Source organism: Olivibacter sitiensis DSM 17696, from assembly GCF_000427965.1.
In the GTDB taxonomy this organism is placed as follows: domain Bacteria; phylum Bacteroidota; class Bacteroidia; order Sphingobacteriales; family Sphingobacteriaceae; genus Olivibacter; species Olivibacter sitiensis.
In genome coordinates this window covers 40,349-59,655 of the sequence record NZ_KE386609.1, presented here as the reverse complement: position 1 = coordinate 59,655, position 19,307 = coordinate 40,349, and the positions used below count along the sequence as shown (strand labels likewise).

Sequence of the window (19,307 nt, the reverse complement as noted above, 5' to 3'; positions counted from 1 at the left end):
AAAATCCCAGAGCAAAAAGGCGTTTTCCACCATTGCTGCACTGATAAGAATCCATTTAATCAGTAATCTTGAGATATATTGGATGGTGCAGAACAGCAGGAGAACTTACAGCAAACAGAAAAAACGAAATAAACCACCTTGTATACAGGTAGAACTGTTCTAAAAAACAGGGGGGGGGNGGCTTTTTTATCTAATGAAAATATTTACTGATAATCAGTAAGTTAAGTGAGTTTATTGCCTGTTTTTAAGTTTATCCGTTTGGTAGTGAATTGTTTTATTTATTTACGCTTAACAATATGACAAACAAATTTTCAAAATTGAGAACCGGCAAAGTGGCAGGAACCGCCCTTGTGGCTATTGTCCTGTCTGCAGCAGGCACCGCTGTCAATGCCCAGACCTTGTCCAAATCACAGAAAGTGGGCAATGGCCTATATGAAGTAGCTATTAGCGAAAGTGACGGAACGCTCTACGTCACCTCCGCTGGCTCCAGAAACGACCCCGCGGGCTTTATCTATAAGCTTGACCCCAAAACTTTGGCCGTCAAAGACAGTATTTCCTTGCAGGAGACACCTCCTTTCGGCATTGCCATCAACAACAAGACGCAGACCATCTATACCAGCAACACGCGCACCAACTCTGTCAGCGCCATTGATGCCAAGACTGGCGAAGTACTGGCCACGATCAATAACGGCAAAGAGAAATCCCATACCAGGGAAATCGCCATCGACGAGAAAAATAACCTGGTATATGTTTCTGACGTAGGAGATCCAAGCAATATCTGGGTGATAGATGGCAAAACCAATACCTATCAATACTCCATTGAGAACACGGGCAAGACAACTGCAGGCATCATTGTCTCTCCGGATGGTAACTTCCTTTATGCGGCCAACATGGGTACAAACGAAATAGGAATCATAGACCTGAAAGCAAAGGCATTGACAAAAAGCTATCCGAGCGGTGGCGAGTCGCCCGTAAATATCGCTTTGGATCCAAAAGGCTCCCGCTTGTTTGTTTCCAATCAAAAGAGCGGGGACATTACCGTCCTGAACACCAAGGACGGCAGCTTGATCAAAGCCATCAAGACTGGCGAAGGTGCCATTGGCGTAGCTTATGACCCCTTGAAAAACCGCATTTACTCGGCAAACAGACAAACCGGCACTACCACGGTCATCGATGGCGCAAGCTATGCTGTCATAGCCGACATCACGACGGGATCACTGCCCAATTACGTGAGCGTGAACAGCAAGACCGGAGCTGCCTATGTAGTGAACAAGGCAAAGGGAGGGCGTCCGGTAGAAGGACAGCCCGCGCCACCTGCAGACCCTGATGGCGATACCGTGAGCCTGTTATTGCCATAGGTAATCACCATTGCTATAATAGAACATATTCAAAATGCAGACATAAGGCAGCCCCTACCATTAGAGGCTGCCTTATGAATTTAAAAAGAAGCTCTTTTAGGAACGGAATGTCATGGCAGTGTTGACTTTTTAGCAATTATTTGGAACTGTTCTAAATAATAAGAACTTTGGAACATGATTTTTACGCCAGGCCAATAGAAGCGATATCTTATCCCTGGTAATCATATATTAAAAAGACCTGTTTGCCCATGACATATTGATCATGGGCAAGACAGGCACAATCAAGATAAAACAAAAACAACTATATGTCTTCTACAAACGGCGTGTTGAGGGCCATACTCACCGTAAAGGAAAAATTTTCCATCACTCCACATTATATAAGAGTAGTCCTTACGGGCCCCGAAGTTGAGCAGTTTGCGATAACTACAATAGGCGTGAACAATAAAATCTTTCTCCCACCAAGACCGGGCGGTGAGATCGTATTTCCTATATTTGAAAATGGTGCCTGGATACTTCCCAATCCAGATGAAAAGCCCATCGTGCGTACTTATACGCACCGTGGTATAGACATGAAAAAGCAAGAAATGTGGGTTGACTTTGTCAACCATGGCGACAGTGGCCCTGCCTCTGCATGGGCCAATCGCGCACAACCGGGAGACAAGCTGGGTATCGCGATGAAAGGACATCCCGTACAACTTTACCCTAATGCCGACTGGTATTTGTTGGTTGGCGATGCCACAGCTATCCCCGTATTGAGCGCCATTTTGGAAAGTCTGCCGGCCAGCGCAAAGGGCGAAGCTTTCATCGAGGTTCAAGGGCAGGAAGACGAACAAACAATAGCAACGCAAACAGATGTGGACATCCATTGGCTCCATAATCCGCACCCGGGGATAAATTCCCCTTTGGAACAAGCAGTTCGTCAGCTATCGCTGCCTGACGGGTTGCACGGAACCCGCTTTGCTTACGTAGCCGCAGAATTTTCGTCAGTGCAGGCCATACGCCAATACCTGCGTAAGGAACAATTCTGGGATCGGGACGAGCTCTATGCGTTCAGTTACTGGAAATACGGCAAAAGCGAAGACGGATCGGCACAGGAAAGGCGTGAAGAACGAAAGAACGTATAAATAAATTTAAAAATGGCGAACATGAAGAAAACACTAGTACTTCTGCTTATGCTAACAGGCAAATTTACTTTTGCACAGGAGGTCAAAACGCAAACAAACCTCGATGCTGGCAATGGCATGGTGCTATTCAACCTGGCCAAAGGACGAATCGTAGAGGCGTCAAAACTCCAAACAGCGGATTGGGACATCGCTTTCCAAAAGACCACTATTCTCTTCAATAGTGGCAGTAGCGGCCCTGGAAAAACTTCGGCCCAACTAGTAGGCAGCAGCTTTGAGCAATTGACCAAGGCGCCAGAAGATGGTTACAAAAGCGATACGGAATCTACCAAAGCGATACCAACAGGAAGCGGCAATGGTTGGTATGTCTACGACATGGAGGGCCATACCATAACGCCCATCCCCCACAAAACCATTGTAGTCCGTACGGAGACCGGAAAGCACTACAAGCTGGAAATCTTATCCTACAACAAGGATCAAAAGCCCTATGAGCAATCGGGCTACTATAGTTTTAGATTTGCACCTCTGGGCAAGTGAACTTCAACGCACTTATGATTTATCATAAGGCAAGCAAGTGGAGGAAAGTAAACCAAAAGTTCTCACAAAAGATAAACAAAAAGAGTTATTTGGTTGAATATACCAATGGAGCGAAAGGGACTTTGAAAAATCTATGAAGTCGGGAGACAAAAAACTAATTTGAACTGGCCTTCATAAAACCCAAACCAAAGGCGGTAGCTGCTCCCAGTCCACCTCCTACCAACACATCCGAAGGATAGTGCACCCCCAAATACATACGGCTATAGCCCACTGCTCCTGCCCATAGCACAGACGGTGCTATGACGTACCATTTGGGATAGGCGCGTGACAGGGCCGTAGCCGTACCAAAGGCGGCCTGGGTGTGTCCTGAAGGAAAGGAATAGCCGCTGGCTTCATATACCGGAACGAAAGACACATGGGCAACGAAAGGCCTGGGCCGTTTGAACGCCTTTTTCAACAAAATATTCACTACGGTAGTAGAAACAGTCGTAGTGGCTATATAAGCCGCATTTTGCCGCATGCCCTTGTCTTCGCTTATGACTCCTGCGGCAAAAAGCCCAACCGGAATGCCTAAGTGCACATATTGATGGGTATCCGATACCGTGCGCCATAGCTTCGTCCGCGCTGGTGTACGCTGGGCGGCCAGCTGTTCCAAGATATGGATATCCAGATTTTGCCCTTTACGGACTTCCTGCGCAAACAGTCCAGAAGTGAAAAGTAGCGTATGGATAACAAACCACACCCTCAAACGTAACGGCCTATAACATTCCATAAACGCAGAATTATACCATTCATCTCTTAGGCAGCTATTATCAAGAAATAGTTCTTTTTGCCCTTTTGTACAACTAAGTACTTACCATTGATCAAATCACCTGACGCATATACCTGCTCCACATTAGTCGCTTTCTCCTTATTGACAGACACACCATTGCCCTGTACCATTTTTTTAGCTTCACCCTTGGAAGGAAAAATGGAAGTATGGGATGCCAACAAATCAAGGATGTTGACCCCTTCTTGCAGCACGTCCTTACTTACTCTAAACTGGGGCAATCCCTCGAATACTTCGAGCACGCCCACATCATCCATATTTCTGATAAAGGCCAGGTCTCCCCCACCGAACAAAAATTCGGAGGTTTTCACCGCGGTATCGTATGCTTCTTCGCTGTGTGTACGCGTGGTGATATCCTTGGCCAATGCTTTCTGTACCGCACGGGTATGAGGTGCCGCGTCATGCTCGGCAATAATTGCCTCTATCTCCTCCTTGCTTTTGAGCGTAAAGATCTTGATCCAGTTCTTGGCGTCCTCATCGCTGGCATTGAGCCAAAACTGGTAAAATTTGTAAGGAGATGTTTTTTTAGGATCCAACCACACGGCACCGCTTTCGGTTTTGCCAAACTTGTTGCCATCGGCTTTTTTGATCAGTTGCGTAGTCAATGCATAGGCTGTGCCACCGGCCTTTCTACGGATAAATTCCGTGCCGGTCACGATATTGCCCCATTGGTCCGATCCGCCCATCTGCACCAGGCAGTTATGGTGCTTCCACAGGTAATAGAAGTCATAGCCTTGCACCAATTGGTACGAAAATTCGGTAAAGGACATACCGTTCTCGCCTTCCAATCGTTTTTTTACAGAGTCCTTTGACATCATGTAATTTACGGTGATATGCTTACCAACGTCACGAATAAAATCCAAAAACTTGAAATCCTTGAACCAGTCGTAATTGTTGACCATCACTGCTCCGTCTCCTCTGTCGGAGAAATCCAAGAACTTGGAAAGTTGCTCTTTGAGACTGGCAATATTATGATTTAACGTTGCCTCGTCCAATAGGTTGCGCTCGGCAGATTTGCCCGAAGGATCGCCTACCATGCCGGTTGCCCCGCCTACCAGCGCCACTGGCCTATGCCCCGCCCTTTGGAAATGAATCAAGGTCATGATCTGCGTGAGGTGGCCCACATGCAGGGAATCGCCAGTGGGATCAAAACCAATGTACCCAGAAGTCTTTTCCTTAAGCAATTGTTCCTCTGTTCCAGGCATCATATCGTGCAGCATACCTCTCCAGCGCAGTTCTTCTACAAAGTTCATGGGTCTCTATTCTTTTTATTTCAAATACGCACATGTCCATTAATTCCATATGCTATTCTCTAGTTGACAAACATTAATTAAGGATGCAAAGATAGAATATTAAAAAAATATATGTAATTTCACATGCAATATTAGTCTCATGAATTTCCTCTCGCATTTTTACTTTGAAAGCAAAAATTCCGATCCCGAACATGTGCTTGGGGCCGTTCTGCCAGACTTGCTAAAGATCACCCACAAGAATACCCATATTTTCCCGGAAAAACACTCCGTTCTATTTCAAGAACCGGAACCCAGCAGGGCCATCCTGCAAGGTTGGATAAGACACATCGAGGTGGACAAACTCTTTCATTCGTCTTTCTTCTTTAAGCAAAAAACCCATGAACTCAAAGGCTATATTAGCCCAGCCATAAAAAACACCGCCATTCGCCCTTTCTTCCTCGCACACATCGCGCTTGAGCTATTGCTGGACCGATTGCTGATGATAAACAATTGGGTACATGAACGTGACTTCTATCTAGCCTTAAAAAGCTGCTCAAGGGATCATATTGATTTGTTTCTCGTCCAGGCTGGCATAGAAGACAGGACACCCTTCTTTCTTTTTTTTGATAATTTCTTGCAAGAATCTTACCTGGGATCATATCGTAGAATGGAGTCGGTAACTTATGCATTAAACCAAATCTGTAAGCGCATATGGCCAGACACATTGACCAAAGAAGAAGAAATTTTGCTCACTAAAGCCTTGCGAACGTATGAAGTGGACCTAAAGCAGAACTATAAAGCCATTTTCAACGAGATTGCGCGACAATTGAGCACGAAAAAATTAAATTCGTAAGAATCGCACCACAAAGCACGCATGTTATGCGTATTTTTTTTATGTTTGAGCCTTAAATAGCAATTCTATTCCATTTTTTATATGGCAAACAATCTATTCCGAAAAAAAACGGTAGACCAAATCATTTCAGATAGTCAACAAAGAGAAGGTTCTGGCTTAGCAAAAATACTGGGTGTCCGCGATTTAGTTTCTCTTGGCATTGCGGCCATCGTGGGAGCGGGCATCTTCAGCACCATCGGCCTTGCAGCTTATAACGGTGGACCGGCAGTTTCCCTTCTTTTTGTATTTACGGCCGTCGCTTGCGTTTTCACCGCCCTGTCCTATGCACAGTTTGCCAGTACCGTACCCGTTTCGGGCAGTGCCTACACCTATGCCTATGTGGCTTTCGGCGAGCTTTTTGCCTGGATTATCGGCTGGGCATTAATCTTGGAATACGCCGTGTCCAATATGGTGGTTGCCATTTCTTGGTCCGAGTATTTTACCACCATGCTGAGCGGATTTGGCATTAATATACCCAAATGGCTCTCCATCTCTCCCATCACGGCATATAAGGCCTATTCAAAACTCCAGAGTGAAGGCTTGGAAGCTCTTAGTACCAGCGAGCGTTTGGCGAGCGAAGCCTTTCAGCAGGCACCGCATATAGGCGATTTCTCCCTGGTATGCAATGTTCCTGCCGGGCTGATCACCTTGCTTGTAACTTGGCTGGTCTATGTAGGCATCAAGGAGTCCAAAAATGCCAGCAACATCATGGTTGTATTGAAAGTAGGTGTTGTGCTCTTCGTTATCATAGGCGGAGCCTTTTTTGTTAAACCGTCCAACTGGTCGCCTTTTGCACCCAACGGCATAGGTGGGGTCTTGAGCGGTGTTGCAGCAGTGTTTTTTGCCTTCATAGGCTTCGACTCCATTTCCACCACGGCCGAAGAATGCAAGAACCCACAGCGCGATCTCCCCAGGGCAATGATCTACTGTCTGCTCATATGTACCGTGCTCTACGTAGCCATCACGCTTGTACTGACTGGAATGGTCAACTATAAAGAGCTGAACGTAAACGATCCATTGGCTTTTGTATTCCAGCAAGTGGATATGGACTTTATGGCCGGTGTCATTTCCGTCAGCTCGGTCATCGCCATCACAAGTGCCTTGCTAGTATTCCAGATTGGGCAGCCACGTATTTGGATGACCATGAGCCGCGATGGACTCCTCTGGAAGAAGTTTTCCAAAATCCATCCCAAGTACCATACCCCCAGCTTTGCCACCATCATGGCAGGTTTTGCGGTGGGTATTCCAGCGCTATTCTTTGAAATGGATTTCGTGGTAGACCTCACCAGTGTAGGCACCTTCTTCGCATTCATTTTGGTATGTGCGGGCGTACTTTACCTAGACCATACGGGCCTTTCAAAGAAATCTAAATTTAGAGTACCTTACATCAATGGCAAGTACCTGATAGGCATTGGCCTTATCTTGATGCTTATCGGACTAGCGGTATATGGACAAGATGTGTTAGCAGAGTGGAAAGGATTGAGCTTCGTGGAAATTTTTGAACACAAATCCCTCACCTTATTTTTCTGGCTTGCTTGGGTCGTGTTGGCCATCTTGGGCTTCAAATACAAATTTTCACTCCTTCCGGTAGCGGGCATACTGGTCAATCTGTACCTGATGACAGAACTGGGAAGCAGCAATTGGATTATCTTCGCCATCTGGCTCGTGGTAGGCTTGGGCATTTACTTTATATATGGATACAAGCATTCCAAGCTAAAGGACGCAGCCTAACATTGTGCAGCACTGTCTCTGACAAAGATACTCTGACGACCATCAAATGAGCCATCAGATTATCTGCTAAATGCTTATTTTCGCAGCGGAAAAAGTGCCTATACCATTATGCAGTTAACGCGACTTGAGATAAAGGGATTTAAGAGTTTTGGCGATAAGATAACCATACACTTCAATGAAGGCGTAACGGCTATCGTCGGCCCCAATGGTTGTGGCAAATCCAATGTAGTAGACGCCATCAGATGGGTATTGGGCGAACAGAGCACCAAGGCACTTCGCTCGGAGAAAATGGAAAACATCATTTTCAACGGCACGAAGACGCGCAAACCGTCCAATCTGGCGGAAGTGTCCCTTACTTTCGATAATACGAAAAACATATTGCCCACGGAGTTTTCCCAAGTGACCATCACGCGCAAGCTCTATCGAAGTGGCGAAAGCGAGTACAGGCTCAATGATGTGACCTGTAGGCTGAAGGACATTACCGACCTATTCTTGGACACCGGAGTGGGCAATGACAGTTATTCCATCATCGAATTGAAGATGATCGATGAGATCATCAACAATAAAGACCATTCTCGTAGAGCTCTCTTTGAAGAAGCTAGCGGCATTTCCAAATATAAGGTTCGCAAAAAGCAGACTTTTTCCAAGCTGAAGGACACCGAAGCAGACCTTAGCCGCGTAGAGGACTTACTCTTTGAAATAGAGAAAAATCTTAAAACGCTGGAAAACCAAGCGAAGAAAGCCGAACGCTACTACAAACTGAAAGAAAGATACAAACACCTAAGCCTCGGTCTTGCCTCCTTGCGCATAGCCAGTTTCAGTGATGCCTTAGAGAAACTGGAAACGCAAGAAAAACAGCAGCAAGAAAAACAGCAAACCATTTCCAATCAAATAGATAAGCTGGAGGCCCAAGTACAAGCCCTAAAAAAGGACAGCCTGATAGAAGAGAAAAACCTGGCCAGTCAGCAAAAGGCGGCCAATGAATACAGCGCCAAAATAAGGAGCTACGAAAGTGAAAAGAAAGTAAAAAACGAACAGCTAAGAAACCTTACTGATCGAGAACAACGACTATCCAAAGAACTTGCGCAAGACAAGCAGCAGCTGAATCATGTGTTCTACAACATAAAGCGACTTGCTGAAGAGGAAGCCGCCGAACAAGAAAAGTTGCAGCTTATAAAACAAACATTGGATGAGCAAAAGGCAGAAGTAGACGAACTGCGGGGACAACAGCAGAGTGCAAGGCAGCATGTGGATGGGCTCGGAAAGACAGTCACTGAACAGCAGAATGAAGCGTATTCCTTAGAAAAAGAGATTGCCGTATTGCAGATACAGCATGATGCCCTGAAACAGGAAGGCGAACGAAACCTCTTGGACACGGCAAACAAAGAGCAGGAGCTGAATGAATTTGTGCGTGCGGTAGCAGAACTAGAGAGCAAACAAGAAACATTGCAACAGCAGTACGATCATGCTCGGCACATGGAAGACGAACTCCAACAGAGCATACTGCACAAGGAAACAGAGATGGCCTCGCTAAAGCAGGAACTCAATCTGGATAGCCGCAGCCTCGATGCCAAACAAAACGAATACAACCTCACAAAGTCCCTGGTGGACAACCTTGAGGGCTTTCCGGAATCCATACGTTTTCTACGCAAAAATGCCGGATGGCCAAAAGCGTACCCATTATTCAGCGATGTGCTCTTCTGCAAGGAGGAGTACCGCATAGCGATAGAAAACTACCTAGAACCAGTCATGAACCATTATGTGGTACCCCTACAGGAAGACGCCATACGGGCCATCAAATTACTGGGAGATTCGTCCAGGGGACGTGCCAGTTTTTTCGTCTTGGAAGCGCTTAAAACACCCACGCCAAAGGAAAAAAACGAAAACGACCAATTGATTTCTGCGCTGGACATCATCGACGTGGAAAACAAATACCTTCCATTGTGCCACCATCTACTACACAACGTATACCTGCTGAAAACAAACGGCGAAGACGAACTGGAAACCGAATTGCCGGAGGATGGCAAGGTTATCTTACATAAAACCGGCAAATTCTACAAAACCAAAATCAGCCTTTCGGGAGGGTCCGTGGGCCTATTTGAAGGCAAACGGATAGGTCGGGCAAAAAACCTCGAGAACCTAAGCAAGGAAATCAAGTCGCTAAGCCAGCATATCGTCAATCTCCAAGAAAAAATCAAGGAGGCAGAAGAAACTTGCATCGCATGGAAAGCGAGCACACAAGCCAGCTATATAGAAGAAGTAAGAAACCAGCTCAATCGCATCAACAACGAACTTGTTTCCGTAAAGACCAAGCAAGAACAATACCTCGCCTTTATACAGAACAGTCAAACCCGCAAGGAAGATATCGAAAAGAAGCTAGAGCAGATAATACGGTCGCTCGAGAGCAACGAACCGAAGCTGGCAGCCATCTTAAAAAAGAAGGAAGAATTGCTGGAAAACCAGCGAGAAGCACAAGAACGCTACAACGAAATATCCGAGATGCTCACCGTGAAGTCGGGTAGCTACAATCAGCAGAATATCCTTTTTCATCAGCAGCAAAACAGGCTTTCCAGTATTATGAAAGATTTGGAATATCGGGAAAGCCAGCAAGAGAATCTCCAAAAGCGCATAGATCAATACACGAAGGAGTACGAAGACACTCAGACAGCCATCAAAGACACCCTGCAGCATGTAGATGACTCGGACGAAGACCTTATAGCCATGTACGAACAAAAGGAGGCGCTGGAAAAAGGACTCCAGGAACAGGAACAAGCTTATTATGGATTGCGGGGAAAGACCAATGAAGAAGAGTCTAAAGTTTCTAACCTCCGCAAGCAAAAAGAGCAAGCAGATTTCTTGCTCACCGAGATAAAAGACGGGAAGACACAGCTCAAACTGGAGCTAAATAGCCTCAAGGAAAGGCTTTCGGTTGAATTTAACGTGGACATACGCGACCTGCTGGATCAAGACACGTCAAACATGGAGCAGGAAAATGCCATTCAGGAAGATGAAGAAAGCATCAAAGAACAGACTGAAAAGCTAAAGAAACAGCTGGATGACTTCGGTTCCATCAACCCCATGGCAATGGAAGCTTACAAGGAAATGGATGAGCGCTGCACATTTATCAAAAAAGAGAAAGAAGATCTGCTCGAAGCCAAGCAATCGCTCCTAGCGACCATCAAGGAAATAGACGATACGGCAGAACAGCAATTCATGCAAGCATTCACGACCGTAAGATCTCATTTTATCACCGTATTTCGTTCCCTTTTCAATGAAGAAGATTCCTGCGATCTGATATTGACCAATCCCGACAGCCCTTTGGAGTCTGATATAGAAATCATGGCTAGACCGAAAGGAAAGCGTCCTTTATCCATCAATCAGCTTTCGGGAGGCGAGAAAACACTTACCTCTACGGCCTTGCTGTTCTCGCTTTATCTACTGAAACCTGCTCCTTTCTGCATTTTCGATGAAGTAGACGCCCCATTGGATGATACCAATATAGACAAGTTCAACAACATCATCCGAAAATTTTCGGATCAATCACAGTTCATAGTGGTTTCCCACAACAAGAAGACCATAGCAAGCACAGATATCATCTATGGCGTCACCATGGTAGAGCAGGGCATTTCTAGGGTAGTTGCCGTAGATATGCGTGAGGTTTGAGCTAATAATCAATATCCAACAAGCTCTTAAGCGGAATCATGATCCCATTTTTAAGCTGAATGTAATCTTCAGTAAGCGACCATACCGTTGTCTCCACACGTTTTGGCCCATCGGTAGTCATAAATACAATGACGGACTTGGACTTAAATTCATTTCCCAGACGCACGGCACTCTGAAGTTTATAGCGCAGCTCATTCGCATGATTTTCCGGCGAATTGACAACCTTAAAATCCCTTATTCTTTCTTTTTCAATTAATTGCGCTGCTACTGCTTCCATATTAATCCTATTTTTTGTTGTAATGTAGAATAACCTTTGTTTTCGATAAGCTAATATAAGAAACGGTTATTAAAAAATAATAAATTTATGGCAAGTATAAATAATATTACAATTTCATTGCGATAGGCTGACTTAACATCGCTTTTTCAGCACAACTTCCAGTAAATCGTTAGATTGACAGTCCAAATTTGTGCAAACAGACTTCAAAATACCCCAAAGTAAATCGTTTACACGTTTTACGAAACGCGAACACCTAACATTTGTTTTAAATGTGTCACAAAAACACTAACCAATCGTTTTTTGGCGTAATTTTTGTTAGGGTTATATGGCAAAAAAAACAATATAAATCCTTAAAAATCAGACAACTTTTTGGCGTTTTCTATGTTAGATGAGAAAACTAATTTGTATTTTTGCACACTTTTATATAGAAAGGGTATATAATAATTAATGAGACAGCTCAAAATCACTCAGTCTATCACCAATCGCGAGTCGCAATCACTGGATAAGTATTTGCACGAGATAGGTAAAGTAGACTTAATTACAGCAGAGGAAGAAGTTATTCTTGCACAAAAAATCAGGGAGGGCGACCAAGCAGCCTTAGAACGTTTAACAAAGACGAACTTACGTTTCGTAGTGTCTGTTGCCAAGCAATATCAAAATCAAGGACTTACACTTGGAGACCTGATCAATGAAGGGAATCTCGGACTCATCAAAGCTGCAAAACGCTTTGACGAAACAAAAGGGTTCAAATTCATCTCCTATGCAGTATGGTGGATTCGTCAGTCTATTTTGCAAGCCATCGCCGAGCAATCACGGATTGTACGTCTGCCATTGAATCAAGTAGGGTCCCTCAGCAAGATTAGCAAAGCTTTTTCCAAACTGGAACAAGAGTATGAGCGCGAGCCATCGCCAGAAGAATTGGCGGATATCCTCGAAACCACGGTAGACAAGATATCCGATACATTGAGCAATTCTGGGCGTCATGTGTCTATGGATGCTCCATTCGTACAAGGCGAAGAAAACACGCTATTGGACGTATTGGAGAACCGCGACCCCAATACAGATAGTACTCTTATTGACGAGTCGCTCTCGGAAGAGATCAAGCGTTCATTGGCTACGCTCACCGATCGCGAAAGGGAAATCATCGTCCTTTTCTTCGGACTGGGATCAAACCATCCCCTATCCTTGGAAGAAATAGGCGAAAAATTCAGCCTCACACGCGAAAGGGTGCGCCAGATAAAGGACAAGGCACTGCAACGCCTGCGCCATACTTCTAGAAGCAAAATCCTTAAGTCCTATTTGGGCTAAAAGGGTTTTCCTTACTTAAAATTTCTTGGATAAAAAACTGAAAAGCATCCCTCGTTGGGGTGCTTTTATTTTTTGAGCCCAGCGTCTGCTATTCCCCGTGGCAACGACCTCGCAATCAAGCCATATGCACCAGACAACAAGTCCCATATCCAGCGATTGCTGTCTTTTCCCTTCTCCCCACAATCTATGATGTCTGCGGGTTTCAATAATTTAACCGACAAGCGATCAAACCAACGAGCATTCAACCTTCGCTTCAGGCGGAGCACATAATATTCATAATAGAGGTGTCCCCATATCTCCACTACCAGAGAGCGGTCCGAAATACGGAGTGCCTGGCCTTTATGACGGATATAGTCTTCTTTTATCAAGGCCGCCAATGCCCAAACCCTCTTGATAGGTTCTTGATGCACGCACTGCCAAAAGGCCATGTCATTGCATATGTGTACCGTCCCATGGCCAAAGGTCACCTGCACCTGACAATCGTTTATGGTATAGCTTTTTTTCATGCCGTTGCCAATTAATACAAGAAACCGAATAGCCAAAGGGGGATCTTATTGCCGACCCCCGCCTCCATGTCATCGGCCGCAATAAACGAATGCTCGATTCCGGCAATCTGCTTAAATCCTTTTTTCTTACCTCCTATTTCAAAAACATACTGCGCATCTACCTCGAAATCGCCTTTATTATGCAAAGAAATGTGGTATCCCGCATTAAGAAGTTGACCAACGAAGAATGATTCCCGCACACTCCCCTTATCCGGATTGCTGATGGCCAGCACCTCAAAAAGATTCGGGTTTTCAAGCAACACTTTTCCAGGCTTCTCGAGCTTGCCATATCCTTTTCCGGCAGCGTACAGATTGTTGATCAATCGGGCTTTGTCAAGATAGTGGAAATACTGCACGAGAGTATTCCTTCCCATGGCCAGTTTCTTGCTAAGCTCGGCAATGTTTGGTGTGAAAGGCACATGTTCCGCCAGAATAGCCATCAACTCCAGTATTTTGCGGATATTTTGATAGTCTATATGTTCTACGAAAGCTAGGTCATACTCGATCACTAGCCGCATCACCTGTTCCAACCGAGTGGTATAGGAAGCGATGTTTTCCTTATAAAATGGGTAGTAACCGTGATCGAGGTATGCACCAAAATGCTTCAATGGCGCCATTTTCCGACATAGCTCTATGGCCAGTTTCGAGTGATTACCTATGATATCCGCTAGCTTGATCTTGCCAAAATCGAGCCCTTGGTCATAGCTCAAAAATTCTCGGAACGATAGCCCCGTCAATTGATAGACAATGGCTCGCCGACTAAGGTCTACCGGCAACCGCAGCATATCTATAATGGATGAGCCAGTGAAAACAATAAAAAGCTCTCGATTAAAATCATAGATATTCTTGATTTCCCTGTGCCACTCCGGGTATTTGTGCACCTCGTCGAGAAACAGGTATTTACCCCCCCTCGACCGAAAGGTATCCGCCACATCGCCCAGGCTATGCCGTGTGAAATAGAGGTCGTCCAACGAAAGATAAACAGCTTCCGTCCCACTCAAATCGAGCTCCTTGAGCCTTTGCAACAGGATGGTGGTCTTACCCGTTCCCCTCGCTCCCATCACGCCAATGAGCCGATTTGTCCAGTCTATTTCATCATACAATGTACGCTTGAACGTGAGGTCTTGCGCAGCAATGACCTTATCGGACTTTAAGATAAGTTCCTCCATTTAACAATAAAGAATAAAAATATGCTTTACAAAAATAGCATTTTTATATAAAAAATGATCTGTGTATATAGCATTTTAAACATAAAAATGCTATATACACAGATCAATGTCGACTTTATCATTCTTCAGGCACTTGTATTACCTTCCCTTTTTTCATGTTTACTACTTGCCATCAATGCTCGTTTTTATCATTTCCTATCCTTCCCAAATGGGTATACCTGAACCCTGTAAAATATTTCAGGCCATAGCCAAATGCCCTATCCATGCTACTATGCCCAAAAAGCACGATCCCGCTTATCACCCCTACATCCGAATGTGCCCAATAGCCCAACACCCCCACCAACAAGGCCAATGCCCTATGATGAAACAGGTTGTAGCTTATGGCTCCTACCCTATTATTGACTACGTAGCCCAACATGCTCAAATCGGGCAAAAGCAACAAGGCAAAGAACCACCACCAGGTATAACCCAAGGCTAAGAACAACAAAAAGCTACAAATAAATAGACAAAACTCCTCCAAGGCTACCAATCTCTTCATATCATATTTCTTTTCCATTGGATACTGTTTGATGGAAAAAGTTACACTTGGGAGGGTATAAGATACGGGGCAGTTGCGTTCAACAATAATTTAGGACTTCGTAAATTCAAGGCGCGCAGTCATGCGCATCCCTCATTTTTATACGTATATTTGCTCTATAAAAATGATTGTTATGAAAGCAAGATTAAATTTAACGATTGACGAGGGCTTATTGAAGCGCGTTAAAAATTATGCTGCAAGCAAGAAAAGCAGTGTGTCCGAACTTGTGGAAAATTATTTTAAAACATTCGCACAAGTATCTACAAACAAGAGCATCATCGATATCGTTGAAGAACTCCCGAAGCCCAAAATGACTGCCACAGGCGACTTAAAGAAAAAATACACGGAAGACAACGCTTCTAAATATGGCTTTTAAGGTGTTTTTAGATGCAAATGTCCTACTAGATTTTGTGTTGCGACGCGAGGGATACGAACAGGGCAAAACCATCATTTTACACGCGGAACAAAAGAAGATCGTCGCTTTCGTTTCTCCTACAGTAGTACAAATTTGTTCCTATTGGATAGCAAAAGCCTATGGTGTATCCAAGACCAAGGAAATCATGTCCACACTATTGTCATTTATCAACATCATTGATACGCCCCATGAACAAGTTCTGACGGCTATCCATTCATCTATGGATGACATCGAGGATGCCCTTCTTTACTATACAGCTTTACACCATCGGCTGGATTATGTCATCAGTAGTGACCAAGGATTCCAAAAAGCAGCTCTTCCTTCCCTTCCCGTAATTTCCCCGATAGACTTCGTTGCTAGATTTCAATAGACAAAAAAAGCCCTTGACGCTTCTTTTACATCAAGGGCCGCTTATATTATAATTAATTGGTATTAAGCGTTTACGCGCTATATCAAATTGACACTTCTCTTCACAAATTTAGTCAGGTCGGCACCGCTCAACAAACCTCTGGAAAGCAGAGCCAGATCAAAGGCCTGTTTGGCCAATTGCTCCCTTTCCTCCTCGTTCTCATCGTTCAATATACGTTTTATGAGCGGGTGGTTGCCATTGACGGACACCTTGTAAGAGTCGGGCATATTGCCATACCAGCTCATGCCACCACCTTGCTGTGCCATATCCTTCATACGGCGCATGAACTCGTCCATGGTAACCGTTACAGGCAACTCGTCTTCGGCCAGAGCCTCCACTTCCACCTTCATGGTGTCCTTGCTGATGGCCTTATCGAAGATGGATTTCACCTTGGTTACTTCTTCATCAGAGAGAGAAAGTTTCACCTGCTCTTCCTTTTGGATCAATTTGTCCACCACATCCGAGTCCACCCGTTTCAGTTGCGTCTTTTCCGTCTTTTGCTCCAGGTAGCTCACGAAGTGGTTGTCTATGGGCGAGTCCAGCTGCAGCACATCGTATCCCTTTGCCTTTGCGGCCTCTATGAAGCTATCCTGCTTGGCGACATCGGTTGCATATAGATAGACCACATTGCCATCCTTATCCTTTTGGATGTCCTTCACCTTTTCTGCATATTCCTTTAAAGTAAAGAATTCTCCATCCACGTTATTCAACAGGGCAAAATCCACAGCCTTTTCGGCAAACTTATCGTCGCTCACCATACCGTACTTGATGAATAGTCCCAAGTCCTTCCATTTGGACTCATAGGCCTTGCGGTCGCTCTTGAAGAGGTCGTTCAGCTTATCGGCAACTTTTTTGGTGATATAGTTGCTGATGCGCTTCACGTTGCTATCGGCCTGCAGGAAGCTACGCGACACGTTCAGCGGAATGTCCGGCGAGTCAATGACCCCGTGCAGCAACATCAAGAATTCGGGCACGATATCCTTCACCTCATCGGTGATGAACACCTGGCGCGAGAAGAGCTTGATCTTGTTGCGCTGTATATCAAATTCGTTCTTGATCTTGGGGAAGTACAGGATACCCGTCAGGTTGAACGGATAGTCTACATTGAGGTGAATCCAGAACAAAGGTTCCTCGGCAAATGGGTACAACTCTCTGTAAAAGGCCAGATAATCTTCGTCTTTTAGTTCCGATGGTGCTTTTGTCCAAGCCGGATTCGTATTGTTGATGATGTTATCGACCTCTATGGACTTATATTTTGGTTTACCCTCTTCGTCTTCGCCATCAGGCACAGACTCCGTCTTGGTACCAAACTTGATAGGCACGGGCAAAAAGCGGCAATATTTGTCCAATATCTCCTGCAACTTGCTCTTGTTCAGGAATTCCTCCGAATCGCTGTTGATATGCAGGATCACGTCGGTCCCCCTTTGCGTACGTGTACCTTCAGAGATTTCGTAAGAGGTACTGCCATCGCACACCCATTTGGCAGGTTCGGCACCTTCTTGGTACGAAAGTGTTTGTATTTCCACCTTGTCTGCCACCATGAATGCCGAGTAGAATCCCAGACCAAAACGGCCGATGATCTCATTGGCATCGTTGGCTTCCTTGAACTTTTCCATGAACTCGGTAGCCCCCGAAAAAGCAATCTGGTTGATGTATTTCTTCACCTCCTCGGCCGTCATGCCTATGCCCTTATCGGAGATGGTGATGGTCTTGGCCTTTTCGTCAAAGGAAACCTCAATGGTCGTATCCCCCACTTCACCGCTGTATTGCCCCAAAGACGACAAACGCTTGATTTTTTGCGTAGCATCTACCGCATTGGATACCAGCTCACGTAAAAAAATCTCATTGTCCGAGTATAAAAACTTTTTGATTACCGGAAAGATATTCTCGGTATGAATCGAAATATTGCCTTTTTCTTGCATATTCTTTTATATGTAAATGATTTAAATGTTTCCTATTTTTGCCTATCATCATCAAGACACGTTCCAATCCGTATTTTACGCCAAGCTGACAGAAGCCGTGGCATAAAGATGAAATTTTTGCAGCTTGCAACTTCGGTAAAGTTCTTTAGACCTTTTGGACAACATAGAAACTAGTATAAAACTTGACAAAAACGGCCAACAGTTTGGCAATTTCATCCAAATGACCGTTCAACGGAAACATCAAATCCCACCATGTTTTATTTTGAAAATGTTCCATTATTAGTTAACTTTGTTGGATGGAAACAATTAGGGAAATCGTTTTTTATAAAGACTACTTTGACGATTTTTTTGAAACCTTGACAGATAAAGTAAAGGACAAAATTGACCAAGTGCTTTTTATGATGACAATTCTCAAACGTGTTCCTACTAAATTTTTTAAAAGCATTGAAAGTGTAAAAGGGCTTTTTGAAATTAGGATTGAATATGAAAGTAATGTTTACAGAATATTTTGCTGTTTTGACAAAGGAAATTTAGTGGTACTTTTTAACGGATTTCAAAAGAAAACACAAAAAACGCCAATAAAAGAATTGAATAAAGCAGAAAAAATAATGGAAGAATATTTTAACGAACAAAAGAAAAAAGACGATGGAAACAAAAAATAAAAACCTCAAAACTTTTGCCGAACATCTTGACAAAAGATATGGCAAAACAGGCTCAAAAACAAGAACTGACTTTGAAATTAAATCCAAATCATTTGCAATTGGTGAGTTAATTAAAGAAGAAAGAAAATCGGCAAATTTGACACAGGAGCAACTTGCAGAAAAAATTGGGGCAAAGAAAAGCTTCATTTCAAGAATTGAGAATGGACACAGTGACATCCAACTTTCAACACTTTACAAACTCATTGAATTTGGACTTGGGCGAAAAATAAACCTCACAATCCAATAAAAAACCAGTACGGATCACGCACCACAGTCGTGCGCCAGTTATTGCGGCCAGCGGGCCAACCAATGCCCCTCTAAAAACACCCCTTGCTACGGTGCGGCCAGATGAAAGCTTCTGGCGCCTTCTTTGGAGCTTAGGACACCTAAGGCAAGTAGAACAAGGGGATGACATGAAATTGCTTGCATTTCAATATCAACGAGGAAGATTACATCAAATTAAGCGACATGAAGGCTTAACTGTTCTTCAATTTTTTAACCATTAAGGCATTAAGTGACATGAAGGCTTAACCACCCTTAACTCCTTCATGGTTTTGTTTTGAACGATTAAGACTTAACTATTTGAAACATTAAGGCATTAAGCGACATGAAGGCTTAACT

Annotated in this window: 18 protein-coding genes; 11 read left to right on the top strand and 7 right to left on the bottom strand. The window is 44.3% G+C overall.

Annotated elements, in window-relative coordinates:
• Positions 1-296: 296 nt before the first annotated feature.
• From A37S_RS0122825 to A37S_RS25930, 3 genes are all read left to right on the top strand, one after another.
• A complete protein-coding gene (locus A37S_RS0122825) occupies positions 297-1,358 on the top strand; it encodes a YncE family protein (RefSeq protein ID WP_051293411.1) in 1,062 nt (353 codons plus the stop codon).
• Between the two features lie 305 nt (positions 1,359-1,663).
• Positions 1,664-2,482: a siderophore-interacting protein gene (locus tag A37S_RS0122820; RefSeq protein ID WP_028298930.1), complete on the top strand. Its 819-nt coding sequence runs from the start codon at positions 1,664-1,666 to the stop codon at positions 2,480-2,482.
• Between the two features lie 21 nt (positions 2,483-2,503).
• Positions 2,504-3,016 carry an HmuY family protein gene (locus tag A37S_RS25930; RefSeq protein WP_169719553.1) on the top strand — a complete coding sequence of 171 codons (513 nt, stop codon included), beginning with the start codon at positions 2,504-2,506 and terminating at the stop codon, positions 3,014-3,016.
• A 154-nt stretch (positions 3,017-3,170) separates the two neighbouring features.
• Here A37S_RS25930 and A37S_RS25925 read toward each other — a convergent pair whose 3' ends face one another.
• The gene (locus A37S_RS25925; RefSeq protein WP_157279046.1) at positions 3,171-3,788 is read right to left on the bottom strand and encodes a phosphatase PAP2 family protein; all 618 of its coding nucleotides are present in this window, start codon (positions 3,786-3,788) and stop codon (positions 3,171-3,173) included.
• A gap of 26 nt (positions 3,789-3,814) precedes the next feature.
• A complete protein-coding gene (gene tyrS, locus A37S_RS0122800) occupies positions 3,815-5,098 on the bottom strand; it encodes a tyrosine--tRNA ligase (protein WP_028298929.1) in 1,284 nt (427 codons plus the stop codon).
• 139 nt (positions 5,099-5,237) lie between these two features.
• On the opposite strand from tyrS, the gene A37S_RS0122795 reads away from it, so the two are divergent.
• The 3 genes from A37S_RS0122795 to smc all read left to right on the top strand — a co-directional run bounded on the left by A37S_RS0122795 (position 5,238) and on the right by smc (position 11,363).
• On the top strand, positions 5,238-5,930 hold the full coding sequence (locus tag A37S_RS0122795; RefSeq protein ID WP_028298928.1) for an ACP phosphodiesterase: 693 nt from the start codon (positions 5,238-5,240) through the stop codon (positions 5,928-5,930).
• Between the two features lie 81 nt (positions 5,931-6,011).
• Positions 6,012-7,700, top strand: coding sequence for an amino acid permease (locus tag A37S_RS0122790; RefSeq protein WP_028298927.1), 1,689 nt, complete (start codon positions 6,012-6,014; stop codon positions 7,698-7,700).
• 108 nt (positions 7,701-7,808) lie between these two features.
• On the top strand, positions 7,809-11,363 hold the full coding sequence (gene smc, locus A37S_RS0122785; RefSeq protein WP_028298926.1) for a chromosome segregation protein SMC: 3,555 nt from the start codon (positions 7,809-7,811) through the stop codon (positions 11,361-11,363).
• 1 nt (position 11,364) lies between these two features.
• Here smc and A37S_RS0122780 read toward each other — a convergent pair whose 3' ends face one another.
• Positions 11,365-11,640, bottom strand: coding sequence for a hypothetical protein (locus A37S_RS0122780; protein ID WP_028298925.1), 276 nt, complete (start codon positions 11,638-11,640; stop codon positions 11,365-11,367).
• Between the two features lie 447 nt (positions 11,641-12,087).
• Between A37S_RS0122780 and A37S_RS0122775 the strand changes: the two genes are divergently transcribed.
• A complete protein-coding gene (locus A37S_RS0122775) occupies positions 12,088-12,948 on the top strand; it encodes a sigma-70 family RNA polymerase sigma factor (RefSeq protein ID WP_028298924.1) in 861 nt (286 codons plus the stop codon).
• A gap of 65 nt (positions 12,949-13,013) precedes the next feature.
• Here the strand turns inward: A37S_RS0122775 and A37S_RS26505 are convergent, their stop codons facing one another.
• The 3 genes from A37S_RS26505 to A37S_RS0122760 all read right to left on the bottom strand — a co-directional run bounded on the left by A37S_RS26505 (position 13,014) and on the right by A37S_RS0122760 (position 15,218).
• Positions 13,014-13,454: a hypothetical protein gene (locus A37S_RS26505; protein WP_051293409.1), complete on the bottom strand. Its 441-nt coding sequence runs from the start codon at positions 13,452-13,454 to the stop codon at positions 13,014-13,016.
• A gap of 11 nt (positions 13,455-13,465) precedes the next feature.
• Complete coding sequence (locus A37S_RS0122765) at positions 13,466-14,662, bottom strand: ATP-binding protein (protein ID WP_028298923.1); 1,197 nt, start codon at positions 14,660-14,662, stop codon at positions 13,466-13,468.
• Positions 14,663-14,834: 172 nt separating this feature from the next.
• Positions 14,835-15,218, bottom strand: coding sequence for a DUF4260 domain-containing protein (locus A37S_RS0122760; RefSeq protein WP_245586459.1), 384 nt, complete (start codon positions 15,216-15,218; stop codon positions 14,835-14,837).
• Between the two features lie 154 nt (positions 15,219-15,372).
• Here A37S_RS0122760 and A37S_RS25915 point away from each other — a divergent pair, with 154 nt between their 5' ends.
• Together A37S_RS25915 and A37S_RS0122750 are read left to right on the top strand one after the other, a co-directional pair.
• Positions 15,373-15,615, top strand: coding sequence for a DUF6364 family protein (locus tag A37S_RS25915; RefSeq protein WP_036604040.1), 243 nt, complete (start codon positions 15,373-15,375; stop codon positions 15,613-15,615).
• A complete protein-coding gene (locus A37S_RS0122750) occupies positions 15,605-16,024 on the top strand; it encodes a type II toxin-antitoxin system VapC family toxin (protein WP_028298921.1) in 420 nt (139 codons plus the stop codon). Before A37S_RS25915 ends, A37S_RS0122750 begins: the two co-directional genes overlap by 11 nt.
• Before the next feature lie 77 nt (positions 16,025-16,101).
• On the opposite strand, the gene htpG is transcribed toward A37S_RS0122750, so the two are convergent.
• Entirely contained in the window at positions 16,102-17,985 is a 1,884-nt protein-coding gene (gene htpG / locus A37S_RS0122745) for a molecular chaperone HtpG (RefSeq protein ID WP_028298920.1), read from the bottom strand.
• A 296-nt stretch (positions 17,986-18,281) separates the two neighbouring features.
• On the opposite strand from htpG, the gene A37S_RS0122730 reads away from it, so the two are divergent.
• Complete coding sequence (locus A37S_RS0122730) at positions 18,282-18,647, top strand: type II toxin-antitoxin system RelE/ParE family toxin (protein WP_028298919.1); 366 nt, start codon at positions 18,282-18,284, stop codon at positions 18,645-18,647.
• On the top strand, positions 18,631-18,933 hold the full coding sequence (locus A37S_RS0122725) for a helix-turn-helix domain-containing protein (RefSeq protein ID WP_028298918.1): 303 nt from the start codon (positions 18,631-18,633) through the stop codon (positions 18,931-18,933). Before A37S_RS0122730 ends, A37S_RS0122725 begins: the two co-directional genes overlap by 17 nt.
• Positions 18,934-19,307 lie beyond the last annotated feature (374 nt).